The following is a 22,193-nucleotide window of genomic DNA, read 5'->3' on the forward strand; positions in this document are numbered from 1 at the left end:
CAGCGCAAGAAACCATGATCAGCGCCTTCACCGGAACACAGATCAGGGCAGCGGAACAACCGCTTCTTGATGCCGGCGAAGGCGCTGTTCTCATGCAGCGCGCAGCCTACGGTCTGGCAAACGCCGTCGTTCGGGAACTACGTTCCGAGGGGCGTCGCCTGTACGGCTCGAGCGTCACGGTGCTGGCAGGCAAAGGGAACAACGGCGGGGACGGCCTCTTCGCCGCGGCAACGCTCGCGAGGCGCGGCATGCGCACGACGGCGGTACTCACCGCCGGTTCGGCCCATCCGGACGCCCTCGCGGCCTTCCGCGCCGCCGGTGGACGCGTTCACGTTTTGGATGAGGACAACGCCGAAGAACTAGCCGTGCTGATTGCCGGCGACGACGTAGTCATCGACGCGATCCTGGGCACTGGTGCCCGGGGCGGCCTCCGCGGTTCGGCCGCGGAATTGGTTGCCGCCTTGGAAGAACTCAGGCCCGACCTGGTGGTGGCCTGCGATACTCCCAGCGGCGTGGACGCCGACACAGGGGAGGTCCACTGGCCTGTATTGACGGCGCGGCTGACCGTGGCATTCGGGGGAATCAAAGCCGGGCTGATGGCCGATCCGGGTGAGGGCAGCGCCGGCCGCGTGATCCTGGTACCCATAGGCATCGAGGAAAATCTTCTGGCACCTGCCCTGCGCCGTTTCTCCGCCCCTGACCTGGCCGCCGTGCTTCCGGACCCGGGGCGCCGGGCCCAGAAGTACACCAGGGGAGTCCTGGGCATCGTGGCAGGTTCCGGGCGCTACACCGGGGCTGCGGCGCTCTGTGTCCAGGCCGCGTCGGCGGCCGGGACGGGCATGGTGCGGTACCTCGGCCCGGAAGTGGTCGCGCGGCAGGTCCTGGCGCGGACCCCCGAAGCCATCTGGGAGCCCGCCGAGCCCGGCCGGGTCCAGGCGTGGCTGCTCGGTCCTGGCCTGGACGGTGTCGAACAACTCCAGCGGGCCCGTGACGTACTGGCGTCGGCGTCCAGTGCCGGCCAACCCGCCGTCGTCGACGCAGGAGCCCTCGAGCTCCTGCCGGAACGCTGCCCGCCGAACTGGATTCTCACCCCGCACGCCGGTGAGCTCGTGGCCCTTCTTGGCCGAGGTGAAGTGCGTGTCACGCGTGAAGACGTGGAATCGAGGACCGTGCACTTCGCCCGGCTAGCGGCCGAACACACGGGCGCAGTCGTGCTGCTCAAAGGTGCCACAACAGTGGTTGCTTCGCCTTCCGGGACGGTCTTCAGCCAGTCGGACGGAAATCCGTGGATGTCAACGGCAGGCAGCGGGGACGTCCTTGGCGGGATCGTCGGCGCGTTGGCTGCAGCGTACGCGGAATCCGGGCTCGACGACGACGGACCCTTCGCCGCACTGGGAATCGCCCCTGACGAGCGCTGGGCTGCGGTAGCCGCCGTCGGCGCGAGCATCCACGGAATGGCTGGTAGCGCGGCCTCCAGGGGCGGCCCGTTGACCGCTTCCGGCATCGCCCGGGCGGTCCCCGACGTCTTCCGATTTCTCGGGGAACATCGCGCCGGATGATCCCGGATGTTCCGTGAAAGTCGCATAGTCTCGCTAGGCTGGCAGAAAGTTATCCGGCACATGAAGGAGAACACATGGACGTTTGGCCAGGATCCGCATACCCGTTGGGGGCCACCTTCGATGGCACGGGAACCAACTTCGCGCTGTTCAGCGAGAAAGCGGAAAAGGTGGAGTTGTGTCTCTTCGACGACGATGGGGAAGAGATTTCCTACACCGTCAGCGAGGTGGACGGCTATGTATGGCATTGCTACCTTCCGCACGTCCAGCCCGGACAGAAGTATGGCTACCGCGTGCACGGTCCGTACGACCCTGCTAGCGGCCAGCGCTTCAATCCCAACAAGCTCCTCCTGGACCCGTACGCCAAGGCCATCCACCGGCAGATCGACTGGGACCCGGCGCTTTTCTCGTACAACATGGGGGATCCGGACTCCCGCAATGACAAGGATTCCGCGCCCCACATGATGATGGGCGTAGTCATCAACCCGTTCTTCGACTGGGACGGGGACCACCTCCCGCGAATCCCGTACCACCGGTCCGTGATTTACGAGGCGCACGTCAAGGGCCTGACCCAGCTCCACCCCGAGGTTCCTGAGGAGCAGCGCGGCACGTACGCCGGCGTGGCCCATCCGGCGGTGATTTCCCACTTGCAAAAGCTCGGGGTGACGGCGATCGAGCTCATGCCGGTGCACCAGTTCACGAACGATGGCATCCTGCAGGACAAAGGACTGAACAACTACTGGGGTTACAACACGATCGGGTTCTTTGCCCCGCACAACAGCTACAGTTCCAAGGGCGATACCGGCCAGCAGGTCCAGGACTTCAAGGCCATGGTCCGTTCCCTCCACCGGGCCGGCATCGAGGTCATTCTCGACGTCGTGTACAACCACACAGCCGAAGGCAACCACCTCGGCCCCACGCTGTCTTTCAAGGGCATCGACAACTCCGCGTACTACCGTCTGATGGAGGGCGACGAGAAGCACTACATGGACTACACGGGCACCGGCAATTCGCTGAACGTGCGCAGTCCGCATTCGCTGCAGCTGCTCATGGATTCGCTGCGCTATTGGGTCACCGAAATGCACGTGGACGGTTTCCGCTTCGACCTCGCATCCACGCTGGCCCGTGAGTTCTACGATGTGGACAAGCTGTCCACCTTCTTCGAACTCATCCAGCAGGATCCCGTGGTTTCGCAGGTCAAGCTGATCGCCGAGCCGTGGGACGTCGGTCCCGGCGGTTACCAGGTGGGCAATTTCCCGCCGCAGTGGACGGAATGGAACGGCAAGTACCGGGACACGGTCCGCGACTTCTGGCGCGGCGAGCCCTCCACTTTGGGCGAGTTCGCCTCGCGGTTGACCGGATCGGCGGACCTTTACGAGCACTCCGGCCGGCGCCCGGTGGCCTCCATCAACTTCGTCACGGCCCACGACGGATTCACTCTGGCTGACTTGGTGTCCTACAACGAGAAGCACAACGAGGCGAACGGCGAAGGGAACAACGACGGAGAATCCCACAACCGTTCCTGGAACTGCGGCGTCGAAGGACCCACGGAGGACCCGAAGGTCCTTGGCCTTCGAGCCCGCCAGCAGCGGAACTTCATCGCCTCCATGCTCTTGTCCCAGGGTGTCCCAATGCTGCTGCACGGTGACGAGCTTGGCCGGACGCAGCGGGGCAACAACAACGGCTACTGCCAGGATTCCGAACTGACGTGGATCAACTGGGACAGCGTGGACCAGCCGCTAGTGGAGTTCACGGCAGCGGTCAGTGCCTTGCGCGCCAAGCACCCCACCTTCAGGCGCAGCCGCTTCTTCGACGGACGCCCGGTACTGCGAGGAGAAGGCGAACGGCTTCCGGACATCGTATGGCTTGACGTCGACGGAACCACCATGACGCCGTCGGACTGGGACAGCGGCTTCGGCCGCTCCGTGGGCGTGTTCCTCAACGGTGACGGGATCCGCGGCCGCGACAACCAAGGCCGGCGCATCACGGACGTCAACTTCCTGCTGTACTTCAACGCCCACGACGACGAAGTCGGTTTCAAGGTGCCCTCGGACGAATACGCACCCGCGTGGGACATCATCATCGACACCGCCGGCGGCGGAGCCGACACCGAACCCGTGCAGGCAGAAGCAGTCCTGGGTGTTGGGGCCAAATCACTCGTGGTGCTGAGGGCACACAGCGTCCCGGACACGGACCCGGACCATTCCGTGGCCGCGTCCCTCGCCGCGCTGTCGCAGACGGCCACCACCGAAACGGCTTCCTTGACTTCGCCGGCTACACCGTCGCCGTCCACCCGGAAGCTCCAGGTTGTACCGGAAGCAACCCCTGAACCGAAAAAGCACCATGCTTCGGAGCCGAAGGCTGACCCCGAAAACAAGCCCGGCGCTGCACCGAAGAAGCCCAGGAAGCCACGCGCCCACAAGAACGGGGGATCATGAGGACACCCGTCTCCACGTACAGGCTCCAGATCAGGCCGTCGTTCACGCTCCAGGACGCTGCTGCCCTCACGGGTTATCTGCGCGAGCTCGGGGTGGATTGGGTTTACCTGTCGCCCATCCTGACGGCGGAGGAGGGCTCGGACCACGGTTACGACGTCACAGACCCCTCCACCGTTGATGCTTCGCGCGGCGGCGTCGAAGGGCTTGCGGCGCTCTCCAAGGCGGCTCGGGAAGCCGGCCTCGGGGTGTTGGTAGACATTGTCCCCAATCACATGGGAGTCGCGTCGCCCCCGCAAAATGCCTGGTGGTGGTCCCTGCTCAAAGAGGGCAGGGCCTCCCGCTACGCGGAAGCGTTCGACGTCGACTGGGACTTCGGCGGCGGAAAGCTCCGCCTTCCGGTCCTAGGGAGCGATCACGACGTCGACAAGCTGGAAGTGCTCGACGGCGAATTGCGCTACTTCGATCACCGCTTCCCGCTGGCCGAAGGAAGCTATGCCGAAGGTGACAACGCCAGCGACGTCCATGCGCGCCAGCACTACGAGCTGGTCGGCTGGCGCCGGGCCGACGGCGAACTGAATTACCGCCGCTTCTTCGCGGTAAACACTCTCGCCGGGATCCGCGTCGAAATCCCTTGGGTCTTCGATGAAGCCCACGCGGAGATCGCCCGATGGTTCCAGGGCGGGCTTGTTGACGGGCTGAGGATCGATCATCCGGACGGGCTCGCGGACCCGGCCGGGTACTTGGAGCGCCTGAAGGAAACCACGGCCGGCTCCTATCTGCTCGTCGAGAAGATCCTGGAGCCAGGGGAGGAACTTCCGGAGAACTTCGACTGTGAGGGGACCACCGGGTACGACGCCCTCGCTGACGTCGACCGCCTTTTCGTGGATCCCGACGCCGAAGCGCACCTTGACGCCTTGGATGCCAGGCTCCGGGGCACCGGCTCGCCCGCCGATTACCAAGCCATGATCCACGGGACCAAGCGGCGCATCACGGACGGCATCCTGCATTCGGAAATCCTGCGGCTCGCACGGCTCGTCCCGGACTCTCCGGAGCTGCCCAATTCAGGGGTAGCCAGCCCGGAGGTGGTTGACGCGCTGGCTGAAATCATCGCTTCGTTTCACGTCTACCGGAGCTACCTCCCGTATGGCAAAGACACCTTGGTGGAGGCCGTCGAACGGGCTGCCCGCACCAGGCCGGAGTTGGAACCCATCATCAAGGCACTGCTTCCGCTGCTGCTCGAGGCCAGCCATGAACTGGGCCGCCGCTTCCAGCAGACCTCCGGCATGGTCATGGCCAAGGGCGTGGAAGACACCGCGTTTTTCCGCTACACACGCCTTGGCACGCTGACTGAGGTGGGAGCGGATCCGACGGAATTCGCCTTGTCCGCGCCCGGATTCCACGAACGGATGGTACGTCGCCAGGCGCTGCTGCCGCTGTCCATGACCACCCTCACCACGCACGACACCAAGCGCAGCGAAGACACCCGCGCCAGGATATCCGCGATCTCCGAGGCAGTCCCCGAATGGGAAGCGTTCGTGGACCGCATGCAGGAACTGGCCCCGATTCCCGACGGGCCACTCGCAGCCCTCGTATGGCAAGCCATCGCAGGTGCGTGGCCGGCCAGCCGTGAACGCCTCCAGGGTTACGTCCTCAAGGCTGCCCGCGAAGCCGGCAACTCCACCAGCTGGACCGAGCCGAACGAAGCGTTCGAAGCGACGCTCGCCTCCGCCGTCGACGCCGCCTTCGATATGCCCGAGCTGACGGCCGCCCTAGAAGAGTTCGTTGCCCTGGTGGACCCGTACGGGACGTCCAACTCACTGTCGGCGAAGATGGTCCAGCTGACCATGCCGGGCGTACCGGACGTCTACCAGGGGACCGAGTTCTGGGATCGTTCACTCACCGACCCGGACAACCGGCGCGCGGTCGACTTCGAACGGCGGAAGGCCGCCCTCGCAGCCCTCGACGCCGGTGTCCAGACTGAAGCGCGGGACGAGCTGGCCAAGTTGTTGGTGACATCCAGGGCACTGCGCTTGCGCCGGGACCGGCCGGAGCTTTTCGGCGGTTACAGCGCTGTCGATGCCCAGGGTCATGCGGCCGAACATCTGATCGCGTTCGACCGTGGCGCCCTTGCCACCGGGGGCGGTGCCATCACTTTGGCCACGAGGCTCCCGCGGAAGCTTGAGCGGAACGGAGGGTGGCAGGACACCTTCATTCGTCTTGGGAGCGCGGTCCGGGATGAACTGACAGGCAACAGCTACCCTCCGGGCGAGGTTCACGTCGCAAGGCTTCTGCAGAGATACCCGGTGGCCTTGCTCGTACCCATTGGCTAGTCGGAGCACCAACAACGGCGGGCAAACGAAGCCCGGACAAGACGATTGAGGGGGAGCGATGGCCGAGAAGACCAGCGCCGGGAAACGGTTCGATGTATGGGCCCCGTTTGCGGAATCTGTCACTCTGCTCGCGAAGGAGCAGCGCCACGATATGCGGTCGCACGACGACGACGCCGCGGGCTGGTGGACGGCGGACGTACCAAGAGAGCCCGGGACCGACTACGGCTATCTGGTGAACGGCGAGGGTCCCTTTCCCGATCCCAGGTCGCAGCGCCAGCCGGACGGGGTGCACGCTCTTTCCCGCACCTTCGACGCCTCGTCGTATGCCTGGAACGATACGGATTGGGCGGGGCGCGGGCTCGGCGGCGCGGTCATCTATGAGCTCCACCTCGGAACCTTCACGCCGGAAGGCACCCTGGACGCGGCCGCGGGAAAGCTGGATTACCTCGTTGAACTTGGAATCGACTTTGTGGAGCTCCTGCCTGTCAATGCGTTCAACGGCGCCCACAACTGGGGCTACGACGGCGTGCTGTGGTTCGCCGTCCACGAGGCCTACGGCGGACCGGAGGCCTATCAGCGATTCGTGGATGCCGCGCATGCTGCCGGACTCGGCGTGATCCAGGATGTGGTCTACAACCATCTGGGACCCAGCGGGAACTACCTGCCGAAGTTCGGCCCCTACCTGAAGTCCGGCGAAGGCAACACATGGGGCGACTCAGTGAATCTGGACGGCCCCGGTTCCGACGAAGTCCGTCAATACATCCTGGACAATGCCGCTATGTGGTTGAGCGACTTCCACGTGGACGGGCTACGCCTCGACGCCGTACACGCCCTCCGCGATGAGCGGGCCGTCCATATCCTGGAAGACCTCGCCAGCCTCGCGGACGGGATCGAAGCCGAAACTGGCGTCCCCAAGACCTTGATCGCGGAATCGGACCTGAACAACCCGCGCCTCATCTACCGCCGGGACACCAATGGCTACGGCCTGGAAGGTCAGTGGAGCGACGACTTCCACCACGCCGTGCACGTCAACCTCACAGGCGAGACTGCCGGCTACTACGCGGATTTCGATTCCTTGGGCGCACTGGCAAAGGTGCTTGAACACGGTTTCTTCCACGACGGGAGCTACTCAAGTTTCCGCGGCAGGCACCATGGCCGCCCCATCCGCCCGGGGCTGGTTCATCCTGCCGCGTTGGTGGTCTGCAACCAGAACCACGATCAAATCGGCAACCGCGCCGCCGGTGACCGCCTGAGTTCCAGCCTGTCGTACGGGAGGCTCGCGTTGGCCGCCGTGCTGACCATGACGTCGCCATTCACCCCGATGCTCTTCATGGGCGAAGAATTCGGCGCGACCACGCCCTGGCAGTTTTTCACGTCGCATCCCGAGGAATGGCTCGCAGAGGCCACGGCAAAGGGCCGGCTCAAGGAATTCGAACGGATGGGCTGGGACCCCGCGTTGGTGCCGAACCCCCAAGACCCCGAGACCTTCGAACGCTCCAAGCTCAAGTGGGAGGAAGCGCACGACGGCGATCACGCCCGATTGCTGGAACTCTACCGGGCGCTTGCGAACCTCAGGCGCTCGACGCCGGAGCTTGCGGGCGGTGGATTCACCGACACCCACGTCGACTTCAGCGAAGAGGACAAATGGCTCGTTCTCAGCAGGGGAGCCGTGAGGGTTGCTTGCAACTTCGGGGACCGGACCCTGACGAAGGCGATGGGCGGTGAAGTCTTGCTCGCCACGGACTCCGCGGCCGCCGTCGGGAACGGAGAGCTGACCCTCCCGGGGGAGAGCGCCGCCGTCGTGCGCCTTGAGTGACTGTGCCCTTAAGTGAGCGTGCCCACATGACGGACATCGCGCTTCGAGCCTCGAAGGCGGTGGCAGGATGGTAGGTATGACTCATTCGGCTGCGGAAAACCGCTATGAAACCATGCCCTACCGCCGCGTCGGACGCAGCGGCCTCAAACTTCCCGCGATCTCGCTGGGACTGTGGCACAACTTCGGCGACGACAAGCGTTTCGAAGAGCAGCGCGCCATCCTGCGCCGGGCCTTCGATCTGGGTGTCAACCACTTCGACCTTGCCAACAACTACGGTCCGCCGGACGGATCGGCTGAAACGAACTTCGGCCGCCACCTGAAGGATGACTTCAAGCCGTACCGCGACGAACTCGTCATTTCGACCAAGGCCGGTTACTACATGTGGCCCGGCCCCTACGGAGAATGGGGCTCCCGCAAGTACCTGCTCTCCAGCCTTGACCAGTCGCTGCAGCGCATGGGACTGGACTACGTGGACATCTTCTACAGCCACCGTCCCGATCCGGAAACCCCGCTGGAAGAAACCATGGGCGCCCTGGACCACGCTGTCCGCTCCGGCAAGGCGCTCTATGCCGGAATCTCCTCCTACACCCCGGAGCAGACCCTTGAGGCAGCCCGGATTCTCAAGGAAATGGGCACGCCGCTCCTCATCCACCAGCCCAGCTATTCCATGCTGAACCGCTGGACCGAGAACGGTTCGCCCAACCTTTACGAAACGCTTGACCAGGTTGGCGCGGGATCCATCGCCTTCTCCCCGCTGGCACAGGGGATGCTCACCAACCGGTACCTGAACGGAATCCCCGCGGACTCCCGCGCCGCCAAGGAACGGTTCTTGTCCGAATCGGCGCTGACTGAGGAAAAGCTGAGCCGGGTGCGTGGTTTGAACGCCATCGCCGAAGGACGCGGCCAGACCCTCGCCCAAATGGCGATCGCTTGGATCCTGCGCGATCAGCCGAAGGGTTCGCCGGTGACCTCTGCCCTGGTGGGCGCGTCAAGTGTGGCGCAGCTGGAGGACACCGTGTCTTCGATCAACAACCTCGACTTCACGTCGGAGGAACTGACAGCGATTGACGAGTTCGCCGTCGAGTCCGACATCAATCTGTGGGCGCAGAAGTAGATTCGAAAAACTTAATACACTTGCGGGGCCGGCTGGGAACAAAGCCGGCCCCGTTCAGGTTGGCTACAATGCTAAGAGCGCCGAATGGCGCTGTGCCTTTAAGACGCCGTCGTACATACAGGTACTGACGCGCTAGGCACCTGAGGTTAGTTCTCAAAGGAGTTCCGTGTCTTCACATCCGATTCGTGTCGCCATTGTCGGCGTAGGTAACTGCGCCGCTTCGCTGGTCCAAGGTGTCCACTACTATCGCGATGCCGACCCCCAGGCCACGATTCCGGGTCTGATGCATGTTGAGTTCGGCAAGTACCACGTCAACGACGTCCAGTTCGTCGCCGCCTTCGACGTCGACAGCAAGAAGGTCGGCCTCGACCTCGCGGACGCCATCGGCGCCAGCGAGAACAACACCATCAAGATCGCCGATGTCCCTTCCACTGGCGTGACCGTGCAGCGCGGCCACACCCTGGATGGTCTGGGCAAGTACTACCGCGAGACCATCGTCGAGGCTCCGGAAGAGGCAGTGGACATCGTCGCCGCACTGCGCGAAGCCAAGGCCGACGTCATGGTCTGCTACCTGCCGGTGGGTTCCGAGGATGCTGCGCACTTCTACGCCCAGTGCGCCATCGACGCCGGTGTTGCCTTCGTCAACGCCTTGCCGGTCTTCATCGCGGGCACCAAGGAATGGGCCGACAAGTTCACTGCCGCTGGTGTGCCGATCGTCGGCGATGACATCAAGAGCCAGATCGGTGCCACCATCACGCACCGCGTCATGGCCAAGCTCTTCGAAGACCGCGGCGTCACGCTGGACCGCACGTACCAGCTCAACGTCGGCGGCAACATGGACTTCAAGAACATGCTGGAGCGCGACCGCCTGGAATCCAAGAAGATCTCCAAGACCCAGGCCGTGACTTCCAACGTCGAAGCCGTCCTGCACGCCGACGACGTCCACATCGGCCCGTCCGACTACGTCGCCTGGCTCGATGACCGCAAGTGGGCGTTCGTCCGACTCGAAGGCCGCAACTTCGGCGACGCCCCGGTTTCGCTGGAATACAAGCTCGAGGTCTGGGACTCCCCGAACTCCGCCGGCGTGATCATTGACGCCATCCGCGCCGCCAAGATCGGCCTGGACCGCGGCATCGGCGGCCCGCTGCTCTCCGCTTCCAGCTACTTCATGAAGTCCCCGCCGGAGCAGTTCAACGACGACATCGCCCGCGAAAAGGTCGAGGCCTTCATCCGCGGCGACGTCGAGCGCTAAACGCTCGCTCACGTATATCGGGTTTTGGGCGGACGCTCGCTCACCCATATTGGGTTTTGGGCGGACGCTCGCTCACTTATGCCGGGTTTTGGGCGGACGCTCGCTCACTTATGCCGGGTTTTTGACGGACGCTCGCTCACCTATGCCGGGTTTTTGACGGACGCTCGCCCACCTTCGGGTGAGCGAGCGTCCGTCGTTTAACGCCCGTTCGCTACACGGCGCTTGCAAAGCCGGATGCGACGGCGGGATCGACCCACGCTGATCGGAGCGCCTTCTTGATCTTCTTGGTGGCAGACTCGAATCCATCTGCCAAATCGTCCTTGCGGAACACGAGGACGGTCCATCCGGCTGCCTCGAAGGCTTTGTTCCGGCGTCGATCACTGAGGGTCTGGGCCTCCGCGAGGTGATGGCCGCCGTCGTACTGAATGGCGACCCGCCGTCGGCGGAACCCCAAATCCGCCGACGGCGAGAACGGATCGTCACTTCGCAAGCTGAGCTGGAGTTCGGGTTCGGGGATTCCAGCGTCCAGCATGGCCAAACGAAGCAGGGACTCCGGCGCCGAGTCCGCGCCCACGCGCATCAGTTCGAGCGCCTGCCGGGCACGGACGACGCCTTGCAAATTCGGATGGCGCTCCACCAGAACACGCAGTCCTTCAAGGGTCGCGAACGGCGTGTCCCGTCCTTCCAGGGCCTGGCGGGGCACTCGAATCAGCTCGTCGCCCATACAGACGAGGTCGTTCAAAGGCAGCAGCCGGGCCATGTCCAGCCAAGTGCGTGGGCGCGTGCTGATCCGTATTCCATCAACCGATTCGACCTCGTTCTCGGCCGCGATCACCCTGTGCCCGATTACGCCTTTGCGGCGGGTTCCAGGCAACGATCGGGGCTTGCTGAGGTGCAGCTCCGTAGAATCGGCAAGCCACGGCGGAAGGCAGGAAGAGCGAAGGCGCGCTGCCGTCACGTGCGAGATCCAGGCCCCCGGGGTAGCAGCCGACAACGCACGTGCGGCGGACTCAAGTTCGAAGTCCCAGCCGATCGGACGGTAGAGGCTACGGCTGACGCGTTCGACGTCGGCGCGAAGCAGACGGCCGCGCGGGACACCTTGGGCTTGGGCCTGGGTGAGCGTGAACGGTCCTGAAAGCAGTTCGGCGGGAAGGGCGAGCTCGTTTTGCATACCCGCATTGTGCCGTAAAGGGGCGGATGCCCGCAGAAGTTATCCACAGGCCTGGGATTCGGACGACGGTACGGCCGCCTTCCGGCGCCACGGGTGAGCGAGCGTCCCGCGAAAGTGCCCTATAGGTGAGCGAGCGTTTCCCGAAAGGGGCCCATAGCTGAGCGAGGGTCAGAAGAGACCCACCGGATTGCCGTGCTCGTCGACGTCCATTCGCATCGCGGCGGGCTCCTTAGGTAAACCCGGCATCGTCATGACAGCACCCGTCAGCGCGACAATGAAGCCCGCCCCGGTCTTGGGAATCAGCTCGCGGACGTGCACCGTGAAACCCTTGGGGGCGCCCAACTGGGACGCGTCGTCAGTAAATGAATACTGCGTCTTTGCCATGCAAACGGGCATTCCGCTCCAGCCGTTTCTCCGGATGTCCGCGAGGCGCCTGAGCGCAGGGACGGAAAACTCCACACCGTCGGCACCATAGATTTCCTGCACGATCGTGCGGATCTTGTCCTCAACGGACAGGCCAAGGGGGTACAAGTGCCGGAAGCCCGACGGCGTTGCTGCCGCCACCGCCGCGGCGACCTTCGCCGCGAGCTCGTCACCGCCGTCGCCCCCTCCGCCGCGACCCCACACATCCGCCACCGCGGCCTGGACTCCTTCCTGGGCGCACCAAGCCAGCAGCCATTCGAGCTCTTCGCGTGTGTCCGTCGCGAACTTGTTGATTGCAACAACCGGTGTGACGCCAAACTTCTCGACATTGTGCACGTGCCGTTTCAAGTTCTCGACGCCGGCAGCGAGCGCCTCGACGTTGGGCTCCTTGAGCAGCTCCTTCGGGACGCCGCCCTGCATCTTGAGAGCCCTGATAGTCGCGACCACGACGACGGCGGACGGCGCCACGTCCGCGATGCGCGACTTGATGTCCATGTACTTTTCGGCACCGAGGTCGGCGCCGAATCCCGCTTCCGTGACGACAATGTCGGCGAGTTGTTGGGCCGTCCGTGTGGCGATGAGCGAGTTGCAGCCGTGCGCGATGTTGGCGAACGGGCCACCGTGCACCAGGGCCGGCGTTCCCGCAATGGTCTGCACGAGATTCGGTTTGATGGCGTCCTTCAACAGCATGGTCAGGGCACCCTGGACGCCGAGATCGGCCACCGTGACCGGCTGGCGGTCATAGCTGTATCCGAAAGTGATCCGGCCGAGGCGCTGGCGGAGGTCATCCAAGTCCGTCGCGAGGCAGAAGACGGCCATGATTTCGGAGGCGACGGTTATGTCGAATCCGTCTTGTCGCGGCACTCCTTGTGCGGGCCCGCCCAAGCCGATGATGATCTCGCGAAGCGAGCGGTCGTTCATATCGAGAACCCGTTTGAAGGTCATGCGGCGTGGATCAATGTTGAGCTCGTTGCCCTGGAAGATGTGGTTGTCCACGAGGGCCATCAGGGCATTATTTGCCGAGGTGATCGCGTGGAAGTCGCCGGTGAAATGCAGGTTGATCTGGTCCATGGGGAGAACCTGGGAATAGCCGCCCCCGGTCGCGCCTCCCTTCATGCCCAGGATCGGTCCAAGGGACGGTTCGCGTAGCGCGATCATCACGCGGTGACCGGCCCGCGCCAAAGAATCGGCGAGGCCTACCGTGGTTGTGGACTTTCCCTCACCCGCCGGCGTCGGGGACATGGCGGAGACGAGGACTACCTTGCCCGCTCGTTTGACATCCGGGAGACGGAGCTTGGCCGGATCGATTTTCGCCTTGAACCGGCCGTAGAGTTCCAACGCGTCGACGTTGATCCCGGCATGCTCCGCGATCTCCTCGATGGGACGCATCGCCGCATTCTGGGCAATTTCAAGGTCGCTCAAGATCTTGTTTTCAGACATCCTTGTCCTCAAATCCGTGCGGAACACTGTGCGCGACAATCTATCAGTCGTGTCCGCATACGTGAGCGAGCGTCGTCGGGATTGCCTTCATTGGTGAGCGGGCGTCGCCGGGAGGGCGCACATTGGTGAGCGAGCGTCGTCGGGGAGGGGCTTGTTTGTGAGCGGGGGTCTAGCTTGGGCGGACGAGGACAGCGCCGATGGCTGCGTGGTAGCTCTCGAGCGTGATGGCTGCCGTCCGGTGCCAGCCGAAGGCCTCCGCGTGCACGGCTGCGGCACGGCCCATGTCTTCGCGGGTGCGTGGATCGTCGTACAGGGCCTCGATGACGTCGGCCCAGCGAGCGGGATCGTGGCCGTCAACCAAAATACCCGTCCGGCCGTCGGCAACGGCGCGGGTCAGCCCACCCACGTTGGTGGCCACCACCGGAGTGCCGCAGGCCTGTGCTTCAAGGGCTACCAGCCCGAACGACTCGCTGAAGGAGGGCATCAACACGACGTCGGCAGATCGGAACCAGCCCGCCAGCTTGGGCGCCTTGACCGGCGCGCGGTGCGTGACGACGTCGTCGAGCCCCGAGGCGGTGATGAAGGACTGGAGGTTGAAGTCCTTCGCGCCGCTCAGGGCGCCCAGGATGGTCAGTTCGAGGTCGATGTCCGGCCGCCTCTTGCGGAGGATGCCGGCAGCCTCGACGAATACTTGCGGGCCCTTGAGCCGCTGGATGCGTCCGGCGAAGAGCAAGTGGAAACTGCCGGGGCGCACACCTAGCTCGGCGCGGGACCGGGCCCGGAACGCGGGAGTGAACACGGTCAGGTCAACACCGGGGGGAGCGATGTCGATGTGGTCGAAATCCGCGCTGTAGTGCGAAACGAGCTCCTGGGCTTCGGCGGGAGTGTTGGCCACGAGGCGCGTGGCTCCATCCACAATCCGCTGTTCGCCGTCTTCACGCAGGCGCGGTTCGGGCCGCTCGCCGGATTCGAGCACCAGGTTCTTGACCTTCGCCATCGTGTGCATCGTGTGGATCAGCGGCACGTTCCACAATGCGGAGAGTTCGAGGCCCGCCACACCGGACACCCAGTAGTGGGAATGGATGGCGTCGTAACGGCCGTGCGGTTGCCGTTGCCGGATCCGCTCGACCTCGGCAACCATGGCGTGGAGGAGTTCGGGAAGTTCCTCCTTGGGCAGTTTCCGTGGCGGGCCCGCCAGGACGTTATGGACGCAGACGCCGGGACCGGGATGTTCGACGGCGGGCTGGCTGGCGGACGTCGAACGGGTGAAGATCTCTACCTCCACACCAAGATCTGCCAACGCCATGGCCAGCGCACGGACGTACACGTTCATGCCGCCGGCGTCGCCCGAACCCGGTTGTTCCATGGGGGACGTGTGGAGTGACAGGAAGGCCACGCGACGGATCAACGACACCGCTACCTCCTGTATCCAATGCAAATTCAACAAGTCCCGCAAAGTGAAAATCTCTGCGTCCCAGCGAAAACACTACTCCTGAGCTCCCTGGCATTGCAGTCGGCCCAACGGGCCGGCACGGTAGCGACGGCTGGTACCGTAACGGACGTGAGCCACTCAAACAGCAAAGCAGGAACGCCGGCGGCCGCCGGCTACGAGATCCGGGCCGCCCGGGCAAGCGACTGGCCCGGGATCTGGGCCGTCCTGGAGCCCGTGATCCGGGCGGGGGAGACCTTCACCTGGGACCGCGACACCACCGAAGAAGCCGCACGGAGCAAGTGGTTCAAGGAAGCGCCCGGGCTGACCTTCGTGGCAGTGCGCGACGGCGACGTGCTGGGTACCGGTGAACTGCACGCCAACCAGGGTGGTGGCGGAAGCCACGTGGCCAACGCCGGCTATATGGTCCATGCCGATCACGGCGGGCAGGGAATCGCCCGGGCGCTCTGTGCCTATTCCCTGGTTGCCGCCCGGGACTCCGGGTTCAAGGCGATGCAGTTCAACGCTGTCGTCGAGAGCAACGTGCGCGCGGTAGGGCTCTGGCAGTCCATGGGCTTCCGTATCCTGGCGACCATCCCCGATGCCTTCCAGCACCCGAACCTCGGCTACGTCGGGCTGCATGTCATGTACCAGGAGCTCTAAGAGCTTTGCACAATCGTGGCCGCGGCGTAGTCTGCCGTGCATGGACGCAACGCCCAGGATTGGATTCGACCCCCTCGCCGCTATCCGGGGGGAAGCGCGTGATGACGCGGCCGATTCAGCCTGCGATCTCCTGCTGACAGGGACTGTGTTCCAGGACATTATCTTTACCGGACTGGACCGCAGCCCTGAACCGGGGACCGAAGTGTGGAGCCAAGGCATGGGGACCTGCCCTGGCGGCGTGGCCAACCAAGCCATCGCGGCCGCCCGGCTTGGGCTGCGGACCAGCCTCGCGGCGGCCTTCGGGGATGACGGATACGGGGACTTCAACTGGCGGATCCTGGAAAGCCAAGAGCATGTGGACCTTTCCCTGTCCAGGCGGTTCGAGGGCTGGCATTCCCCGGTCACGGTCTCCTTGTGCGTGGATCAGGATCGTTCCATGGTCACCCACGGACATCCCCCGCCCATGAGCGCCTCTGAACTGATCGGCGATCCGCCCAAGGCGCTCGCCGCCGTCGCGGATCTGGGCGAGGAGCCGGAGCCATGGATGCTGGCGGCGAGGAAAGCCGGCGTCAAACTCTTCGGCGACGCCGGATGGGATCCGACCGGAGCGTGGTCGTCGAAGCGGCTGGACCAGCTCAGCAATTTCCACGCCTTCATGCCGAACCAACGCGAAGCAATGGCCTTCACCGGCAAGGACAACCCATGGTCTGCGCTCTACACACTTGCCGACCGCGTTCCGGTGGCTGTGGTGACTTTGGGAGCGCAGGGAGCCATGGCCGTGGATTCCGAAACCGGTGAGGAGGAATGGGTGCCGTCCCTTCCCGTGACGGCGTACGACCCCACAGGAGCGGGCGACTGCTTCGGTGCGGCGTTTGTCGTGGGCTGCCTGGCCGGGTGGCCTTTGGGGGACCGGCTCCGTTTTGCCAATCTTTGCGCGTCGCTCGCGGTTCAGGAAGTGGGCGGCTCGCTGGCTGCGCCCGGTTGGGGAGACATCGCCGATTGGTGGCAGCGAGCCAACGCCCGGAGGGAGCGGCAGTCGAGCCAATGGCTCAAACGGTTCGCTTTCCTCGAGGACATTGTGGCGGATGTCCCGCCAGGGGCCCAACGTCGTGCAACGGCCACGATCGCCCACAACTCCGACGCCTGAGCGGGGCCCCACCAAGCCGGACAACCCGCGGGCCATGGCGGCACTAGAATCGTGAGGGTGACTTACGAAGCAGCTGCCAGTTTCGAGCCCTCGACGACATCGGGTTCGGCAACGGTCCTCGAACGATCAGCCGTCATTGACTTGGATGCCATCCGGCACAACGTACGCCAATTCGTGGCTATCGCCTCGCCCGCAAACGTTATGGCCGTGGTCAAGGCCGACGCCTATGGGCACGGCGCGGTGCAGGTGGCGCGGGCGGCCCTGGAAGCCGGCGCCCGATGGCTTGGCGTTGCCCATATTTCGGAGGCTTTGGCGCTTCGCGCTGCTGGAATCGATGCCCCCATGCTGGCCTGGTTGCACACCACCCAAAGCAACTTCCAGGCGGCGGTTGCCGCCGGCGTCGACGTCGGGATTTCGGGCTGGGAGCTGGACGCGGTGGTCGCGGCGGCACGCGAACAGGAACGGCCGGCACGTATCCACCTCAAGGTTGATACCGGCTTGGGCCGCAACGGCTCCACCATCGCCCAATGGGACAAAGTGGTGGGCCAGGCCATGGAGTACCAGGACGAGGGGCTCCTGCGCGTGGTGGGCATCTTCTCGCACTTGGCCGTGGCCGACGAACCCCACCGTCCCGAGACCGATGAGCAGTTGGCAGCATTCCGGGAAGCGATTGCCGTGGCCGAGGACGCCGGAGTGGACACCGAAGTCCGGCACCTGGCCAACACTCCCGCCACGCTTTCACGCCCGGATGCCCACTTCGACCTCGTCCGCGTGGGGCTCGGGCTTTACGGGCTGTCCCCGTTCGAAGGACAAAACTCCGCGGAACTTGGCCTGCGCCCCGCCATGACAGTGCGCACCCTCGTTTCCAACTGCAAGCGCGTGCCCGAAGGCCAAGGGGTGTCCTACGGACTCAACTACCGGACGTCCAGCGAGAGCGCCTTGGGCCTGATCCCGCTTGGTTACGCCGACGGCGTGCCGCGCGTCGCCACCGGCGGACCGGTACGGGTCAACGGCGTCAACTACCCGGTGGTGGGCCGGATCGCCATGGACCAGATGGTCATCGACCTTGGGAATGCGGTGACGGACGAAGCCGGCTGGTTGGGTGCCGAAGCCGTCATGTTCGGTGACGGCGCCGACGGCGGCCCGACGGCGGACGACTGGGCCGCCGCCGCCGGAACCAACAACTATGAGATTGTCACCCGTGTCAGCCCACGCGTGCCGCGCATCTATATCAATGAGACCCCGGGGGCGGATGCCCGGTGAGCGGGGCCTCGATTGACAAGACCCCGTTGAGCGAGGCCTTGTGGGAGCGCACGGTCAAGGTCGCGACGGCGGAGCAGACACACGCTTTGGGCTCGGCGCTCGCCGGGGTCCTTGAGCCCGGTGACCTGCTGGTCCTGACAGGCGAACTTGGTGCCGGCAAGACCACCTTCACCCAGGGACTCGGCGAAGGACTGGGCGTCCGTGCCGGCGTCATCTCGCCCACGTTTGTCCTGGTACGTATCCACCCGAACTTGCCGGACGGGCCGCGGCCGGGTGGTCCCGATCTGGTCCATGTTGATGCTTACCGGCTTGCCTCCGCCGCGGAAATCGACGACATCGACCTTGAAAACACCATGGACAACTCCGTGACAGTGGTCGAGTGGGGGCGCGAGCGCGTCGAACACCTTTCGGATAGTCGCCTGGACGTCGAGATGCACCGGACGGCGGGCGGCGCGGAAGGGGCTGCAACCCGCCCGGAGGCCGGCCAGGACGTCGTGCTGGACTTCGACCCGGAGGACGACGACGAACCGCGCACCATCGTTTTCCGCGGCTTTGGCCCTCGGTGGAGCACGGTGCCGGAAATACTGGAGGAGAACGCCTGATGCTGATTTTGGCCATTGATACTTCGGCTGTGGCGAGTGCGGCACTCATCTCGGACGATGCCATGGAAGGCGTGGTGGAGTCCTTCGCCACCGAGGACACCCGCAGCCATGCCGAGGTCCTGGCGCCCGGCATTGAGAAACTCCTGGCCGACGCCGGAGTAGGTGGCGCGGACATCGACCTCATCGTCACCGGCGTTGGCCCCGGACCATTCACCGGGCTTCGTTCAGGGATTGCAACCGCCCGCACGTTGGCATTTGCGTGGAACAAGCCGCTATTCGGACTCATGAGCCTGGACGCGATCGCTTTGGAAGTGGCCGAATCAACGGAAGCACAGGCTGAGTTCCTCGTGGCCACGGACGCCCGTCGCAAGGAGGTCTACTGGGCGCGCTACACGCTCAACGATGGCCAGCTCCCGCAACTCGTGGACGGTCCGCACGTCGGTTTCGCCTCGGAGTTGCCCGATCTCCCGGTCTTCGGTGCCGGCGGCGGCATCTACGCGGACGTCGTCAACGCGAACGAGGAATTCAGCGCCACCCAGCCCGACGCCGCGTCGCTTGGCCAGTTCGCCATGGCACTCCTGTTGGCCGGCGCGGAACTGCCCGATTCCACGCCCTTGTATTTGCGGGAATCCGACGCCCAAGTGCCGGGCCCTAGGAAGCGTGCCCTGTGAACCACCCATATCAGTTCAAGCTCGAGGGCGTGACCTTGCGCGACATGACCGCCAACGACGTCACGGCGGTCGAGGTCCTGGAGCGCCGGCTCTTCCCGGTGGACGCGTGGCCGATGCAGATGTTCTTCGACGAACTCGCCCAGATTGATACCCGCCGCTACGTAGTGGCCGAAGCCGGCGGCCAGATTGTGGCCTACGCCGGGCTCATGTGCATTGAGCCGATCGCGGACGTCCAGACGATCGCCGTCGTTCCTGAATTCGAAGGCAGGGGAATCGGCTCGGCCATCCTCACGGAACTGATCGAAGAGGCCCGACGGCGTGGCGCTGTGGAAGTGCTCCTGGAGGTCCGTGCCGACAATCCACGAGCGCAGGCACTGTACGTGCGGTTCGGCTTCGAGCAGATCCACGTCCGACGGCGGTACTACCGCGACGGCACGGACGCCCTCATCATGAGGCTCACACTGACTGAAGGAACACCGGAATGAACCGCTCCCACACTATCCAGCCGCTCGTGCTGGGGATCGAGTCTTCCTGCGACGAAACCGGCGTCGGGATTGTCCGCGGAACCACGCTGCTGACCAACACCGTGTCCTCTTCGATGGATGAGCACGTCCGTTTTGGCGGTGTCATTCCGGAGATCGCTTCCCGTGCCCACCTGGACGCTTTTGTTCCCACGCTGCAGGAAGCTTTGCACGAGGCAGGGGTAGCGCTGGACGATATCGATGCCATCGCCGTAACGTCCGGACCCGGATTGGCCGGCGCGCTCATGGTGGGTGTCTGCGCGGCCAAGGCCCTCTCTGTTGCCACGGGCAAGCCGCTCTACGCGATCAACCACTTGGTGGCGCATGTCGGCGTCGGGCTCCTTGACGGGGCCGCCGGCGGTGGCACCGGGGGACTCTCGGGCGGCCGGCTGCCCGAAAACCTCGGTGCGTTGCTGGTTTCCGGCGGGCACACGGAAATCCTGCGCATCCGCAGCATCACCGACGACGTCGAGATGCTCGGCTCCACCATCGACGACGCCGCAGGCGAGGCTTATGACAAAGTGGCCAGGCTCCTGGGCCTTGGCTACCCAGGCGGACCGGCCATCGACAAACTCGCCAAGCAAGGCAACGCCAAGACCATCCGCTTCCCGCGCGGCCTGACGCAACCCAAGTACATGGGAACCGCGGAGGAACCTGGACCGCATCGCTACGATTGGTCCTTCAGCGGGCTCAAGACCGCCGTCGCGCGCTGCGTTGAACAATTCGAAGCGCGCGGTGAGGAGGTTCCCACCGCCGACATCGCCGCTGCATTCCAGGAAGCGGTGGTGGACGTCATCACGTCCAAGGCTGTGCTGGCCTGCAAGGAGAACGGCATCACGGATCTGCTGCTCGGCGGCGGCGTCGCAGCCAACTCCCGGCTCCGTGAGCTGACAGGGCAACGTTGCAGCTCGGCCGGGATCACGCTGCATGTGCCGCCACTGCCATTGTGCACCGACAACGGCGCCATGGTGGCGGCCTTGGGCTCGCAGCTCATCATGGCGGGAATCGCGCCCAGCGGCGTCGCGTTCGCTCCGGATTCCTCCCTGCCGGTGACTACCGTTTCGGTGTAGGCGCGGGAATCCGTCTCGAGGTTAGCCGGCAACGCTAGGAGGTCGGAACGGACCGCATTTGCTCTACGAGATCCTGGACAACCGCGTGGAGATCGCCGTCGTGCTGGGCCGCGACGCGGCGCTGGCGCTGGTAGCCGGCTCCGCGGGCGATGATCTTTTCGACGTCGGCCAGTTCCGCCGAGCAACCCAGCTTTTCCGCGACAGGTGCCAGGCGCAGCAGCGTTTCCTTGAGGTGCTCGGTGACGAGCTGCTCGTTGCCTTCGGCGTCGAGGATGATGATCGCCTCCATGCCGTAGCGGGCGGCGCGCCATTTGTTTTCCTGGATATGCCATGGCGGCATGGTGGGAATGCTGCCGCCGTTGTCCAGGATCGTGGAGAACTCGTCCACCAGGCATTGGGTCAGGGCTGCAACGGCGCCGACCTCCTCGAGGGTTGCCAGGCCGTCGCAAATGCGCATCTCGATGGTGCCCAAGTTCGGCACGGGCCGGATGTCCCAGCGGATTTCAGACAGGGTGTCGATCACTCCAGTGGTGAACATGTCCTGGACGTAGGACTCGTATTCGGCCCAGCTCGGGAACTGGAAAGGCAATCCGGCCGTGGGAAGCTGCTGGAACATGAGGGCGCGCTGTGACGCATAGCCCGTGTCTTCGCCGCCCCAGAACGGGCTCGAAGCGGACAATGCCTGGAAATGGGGGAAGTAGTTGACTAAGCCATCGAGGATGGGGAGCGCCTTGTCCCTCCGGTCCAGGCCGACGTGGACGTGGACTCCGTAGATGACCATTTGCCGTCCCCACCATTGGGTGCGGTCGATCAGTTTGGCGTAGCGTTCTTTGTCCGAGACCGGCTGGAGTTGCGGCGGGCTGAATGGATGGCTTCCGGCGCAGAAGAGCTCCACGCCCATGGGGTCGGTGACTTCCCTGACGGCCCGCAGCGAGCGGGCCAGGTCTTCCTTGGCTTCCTTGACGGTGTTGCACACGCCCGTCACGAGTTCCACGGTATTCAGGAGCAGTTCCCGCTTGATGTGCGGGTGCTCGTCGTCTTCGTTCAAATCCGGATGCCGCGAAGCCACGCCTCGCAGGACCTCATTCGCCACCGAGACCAATTCGCCGGTGCGTGCGTTGACGAGCGCTAGCTCCCATTCCACCCCCAGGGTCGACTGCCTGGATGAAGCGAAATCAATCTGCACGTGGGTCCCCTCGGTATTTGCCAAAAACGCCCTGAGCAATGCCCGCCGTGGGGCCGTCAGCGGTTGGCTCAAGTCTAATGCAGGGGCGGTACGGTACCGCA

The 22,193-nt window shown here is 64.7% G+C and carries 17 protein-coding genes; 13 read left to right on the forward strand and 4 right to left on the reverse strand.

Translation table 11 applies throughout. The features are described from left to right. Positions 1-14: 14 nt before the first annotated feature. From AC3WJM_RS02420 to AC3WJM_RS02445, 6 genes are all read left to right on the forward strand, one after another. Complete coding sequence (locus tag AC3WJM_RS02420; protein ID WP_492271113.1) at positions 15-1,559, forward strand: NAD(P)H-hydrate epimerase; 1,545 nt, start codon at positions 15-17, stop codon at positions 1,557-1,559. A gap of 74 nt (positions 1,560-1,633) precedes the next feature. Continuing rightward, positions 1,634-3,994 (forward strand): glycogen debranching protein GlgX, encoded by a 2,361-nt coding sequence (gene glgX / locus AC3WJM_RS02425; RefSeq protein WP_306958953.1) that lies wholly within the window; start codon positions 1,634-1,636, stop codon positions 3,992-3,994. Beyond that, on the forward strand, positions 3,991-6,324 hold the full coding sequence (gene treY, locus AC3WJM_RS02430) for a malto-oligosyltrehalose synthase (RefSeq protein WP_492271114.1): 2,334 nt from the start codon (positions 3,991-3,993) through the stop codon (positions 6,322-6,324). The genes glgX and treY overlap by 4 nt, the downstream gene beginning before the upstream one ends. A gap of 58 nt (positions 6,325-6,382) precedes the next feature. Then, positions 6,383-8,140, forward strand: a complete 1,758-nt coding sequence (treZ, locus tag AC3WJM_RS02435) for a malto-oligosyltrehalose trehalohydrolase (protein ID WP_492271115.1) — start codon at positions 6,383-6,385, stop codon at positions 8,138-8,140. A gap of 76 nt (positions 8,141-8,216) precedes the next feature. Further along, positions 8,217-9,254 (forward strand): L-glyceraldehyde 3-phosphate reductase, encoded by a 1,038-nt coding sequence (mgrA, locus tag AC3WJM_RS02440; RefSeq protein WP_492271116.1) that lies wholly within the window; start codon positions 8,217-8,219, stop codon positions 9,252-9,254. A 166-nt stretch (positions 9,255-9,420) separates the two neighbouring features. After that, complete coding sequence (locus tag AC3WJM_RS02445) at positions 9,421-10,506, forward strand: inositol-3-phosphate synthase (RefSeq protein ID WP_059387408.1); 1,086 nt, start codon at positions 9,421-9,423, stop codon at positions 10,504-10,506. A 211-nt stretch (positions 10,507-10,717) separates the two neighbouring features. Here the strand turns inward: AC3WJM_RS02445 and AC3WJM_RS02450 are convergent, their stop codons facing one another. The 3 genes from AC3WJM_RS02450 to mshA all read right to left on the reverse strand — a co-directional run bounded on the left by AC3WJM_RS02450 (position 10,718) and on the right by mshA (position 14,954). Next, a complete protein-coding gene (locus AC3WJM_RS02450; RefSeq protein ID WP_332602021.1) occupies positions 10,718-11,677 on the reverse strand; it encodes a DUF559 domain-containing protein in 960 nt (319 codons plus the stop codon). A gap of 168 nt (positions 11,678-11,845) precedes the next feature. Further along, complete coding sequence (locus AC3WJM_RS02455; protein ID WP_492271117.1) at positions 11,846-13,540, reverse strand: formate--tetrahydrofolate ligase; 1,695 nt, start codon at positions 13,538-13,540, stop codon at positions 11,846-11,848. A 169-nt stretch (positions 13,541-13,709) separates the two neighbouring features. After that, the gene (gene mshA / locus AC3WJM_RS02460) at positions 13,710-14,954 is read right to left on the reverse strand and encodes a D-inositol-3-phosphate glycosyltransferase (protein ID WP_284991313.1); all 1,245 of its coding nucleotides are present in this window, start codon (positions 14,952-14,954) and stop codon (positions 13,710-13,712) included. Positions 14,955-15,101: 147 nt separating this feature from the next. Between mshA and AC3WJM_RS02465 the strand changes: the two genes are divergently transcribed. Genes AC3WJM_RS02465 through tsaD form a run of 7 tightly spaced genes read left to right on the forward strand, consistent with a single transcriptional unit; the run spans position 15,102 to position 20,906 of the window. Beyond that, the gene (locus tag AC3WJM_RS02465) at positions 15,102-15,632 is read left to right on the forward strand and encodes a GNAT family N-acetyltransferase (protein WP_284991314.1); all 531 of its coding nucleotides are present in this window, start codon (positions 15,102-15,104) and stop codon (positions 15,630-15,632) included. 40 nt (positions 15,633-15,672) lie between these two features. Continuing rightward, positions 15,673-16,779 (forward strand): carbohydrate kinase family protein, encoded by a 1,107-nt coding sequence (locus AC3WJM_RS02470; protein ID WP_284991317.1) that lies wholly within the window; start codon positions 15,673-15,675, stop codon positions 16,777-16,779. Positions 16,780-16,836: 57 nt separating this feature from the next. Next, the gene (alr, locus tag AC3WJM_RS02475) at positions 16,837-18,042 is read left to right on the forward strand and encodes an alanine racemase (protein WP_284991319.1); all 1,206 of its coding nucleotides are present in this window, start codon (positions 16,837-16,839) and stop codon (positions 18,040-18,042) included. A 26-nt stretch (positions 18,043-18,068) separates the two neighbouring features. Further along, a complete protein-coding gene (gene tsaE / locus AC3WJM_RS02480; protein WP_492271163.1) occupies positions 18,069-18,644 on the forward strand; it encodes a tRNA (adenosine(37)-N6)-threonylcarbamoyltransferase complex ATPase subunit type 1 TsaE in 576 nt (191 codons plus the stop codon). Continuing rightward, positions 18,644-19,315, forward strand: coding sequence for a tRNA (adenosine(37)-N6)-threonylcarbamoyltransferase complex dimerization subunit type 1 TsaB (gene tsaB, locus AC3WJM_RS02485; RefSeq protein WP_059387412.1), 672 nt, complete (start codon positions 18,644-18,646; stop codon positions 19,313-19,315). Before tsaE ends, tsaB begins: the two co-directional genes overlap by 1 nt. Before the next feature lie 44 nt (positions 19,316-19,359). After that, a complete protein-coding gene (gene rimI / locus AC3WJM_RS02490) occupies positions 19,360-19,800 on the forward strand; it encodes a ribosomal protein S18-alanine N-acetyltransferase (RefSeq protein WP_059387414.1) in 441 nt (146 codons plus the stop codon). After that, positions 19,797-20,906 carry a tRNA (adenosine(37)-N6)-threonylcarbamoyltransferase complex transferase subunit TsaD gene (tsaD, locus tag AC3WJM_RS02495; RefSeq protein WP_492271118.1) on the forward strand — a complete coding sequence of 370 codons (1,110 nt, stop codon included), beginning with the start codon at positions 19,797-19,799 and terminating at the stop codon, positions 20,904-20,906. Before rimI ends, tsaD begins: the two co-directional genes overlap by 4 nt. 34 nt (positions 20,907-20,940) lie before the next feature. Here tsaD and AC3WJM_RS02500 read toward each other — a convergent pair whose 3' ends face one another. Beyond that, entirely contained in the window at positions 20,941-22,092 is a 1,152-nt protein-coding gene (locus AC3WJM_RS02500; protein WP_284991323.1) for a glutamate--cysteine ligase, read from the reverse strand. Between the last annotated feature and the right edge of the window lie 101 nt (positions 22,093-22,193).

The sequence above is a fragment of the Arthrobacter sp. FW306-1B-G06A genome (genome assembly GCF_058781765.1).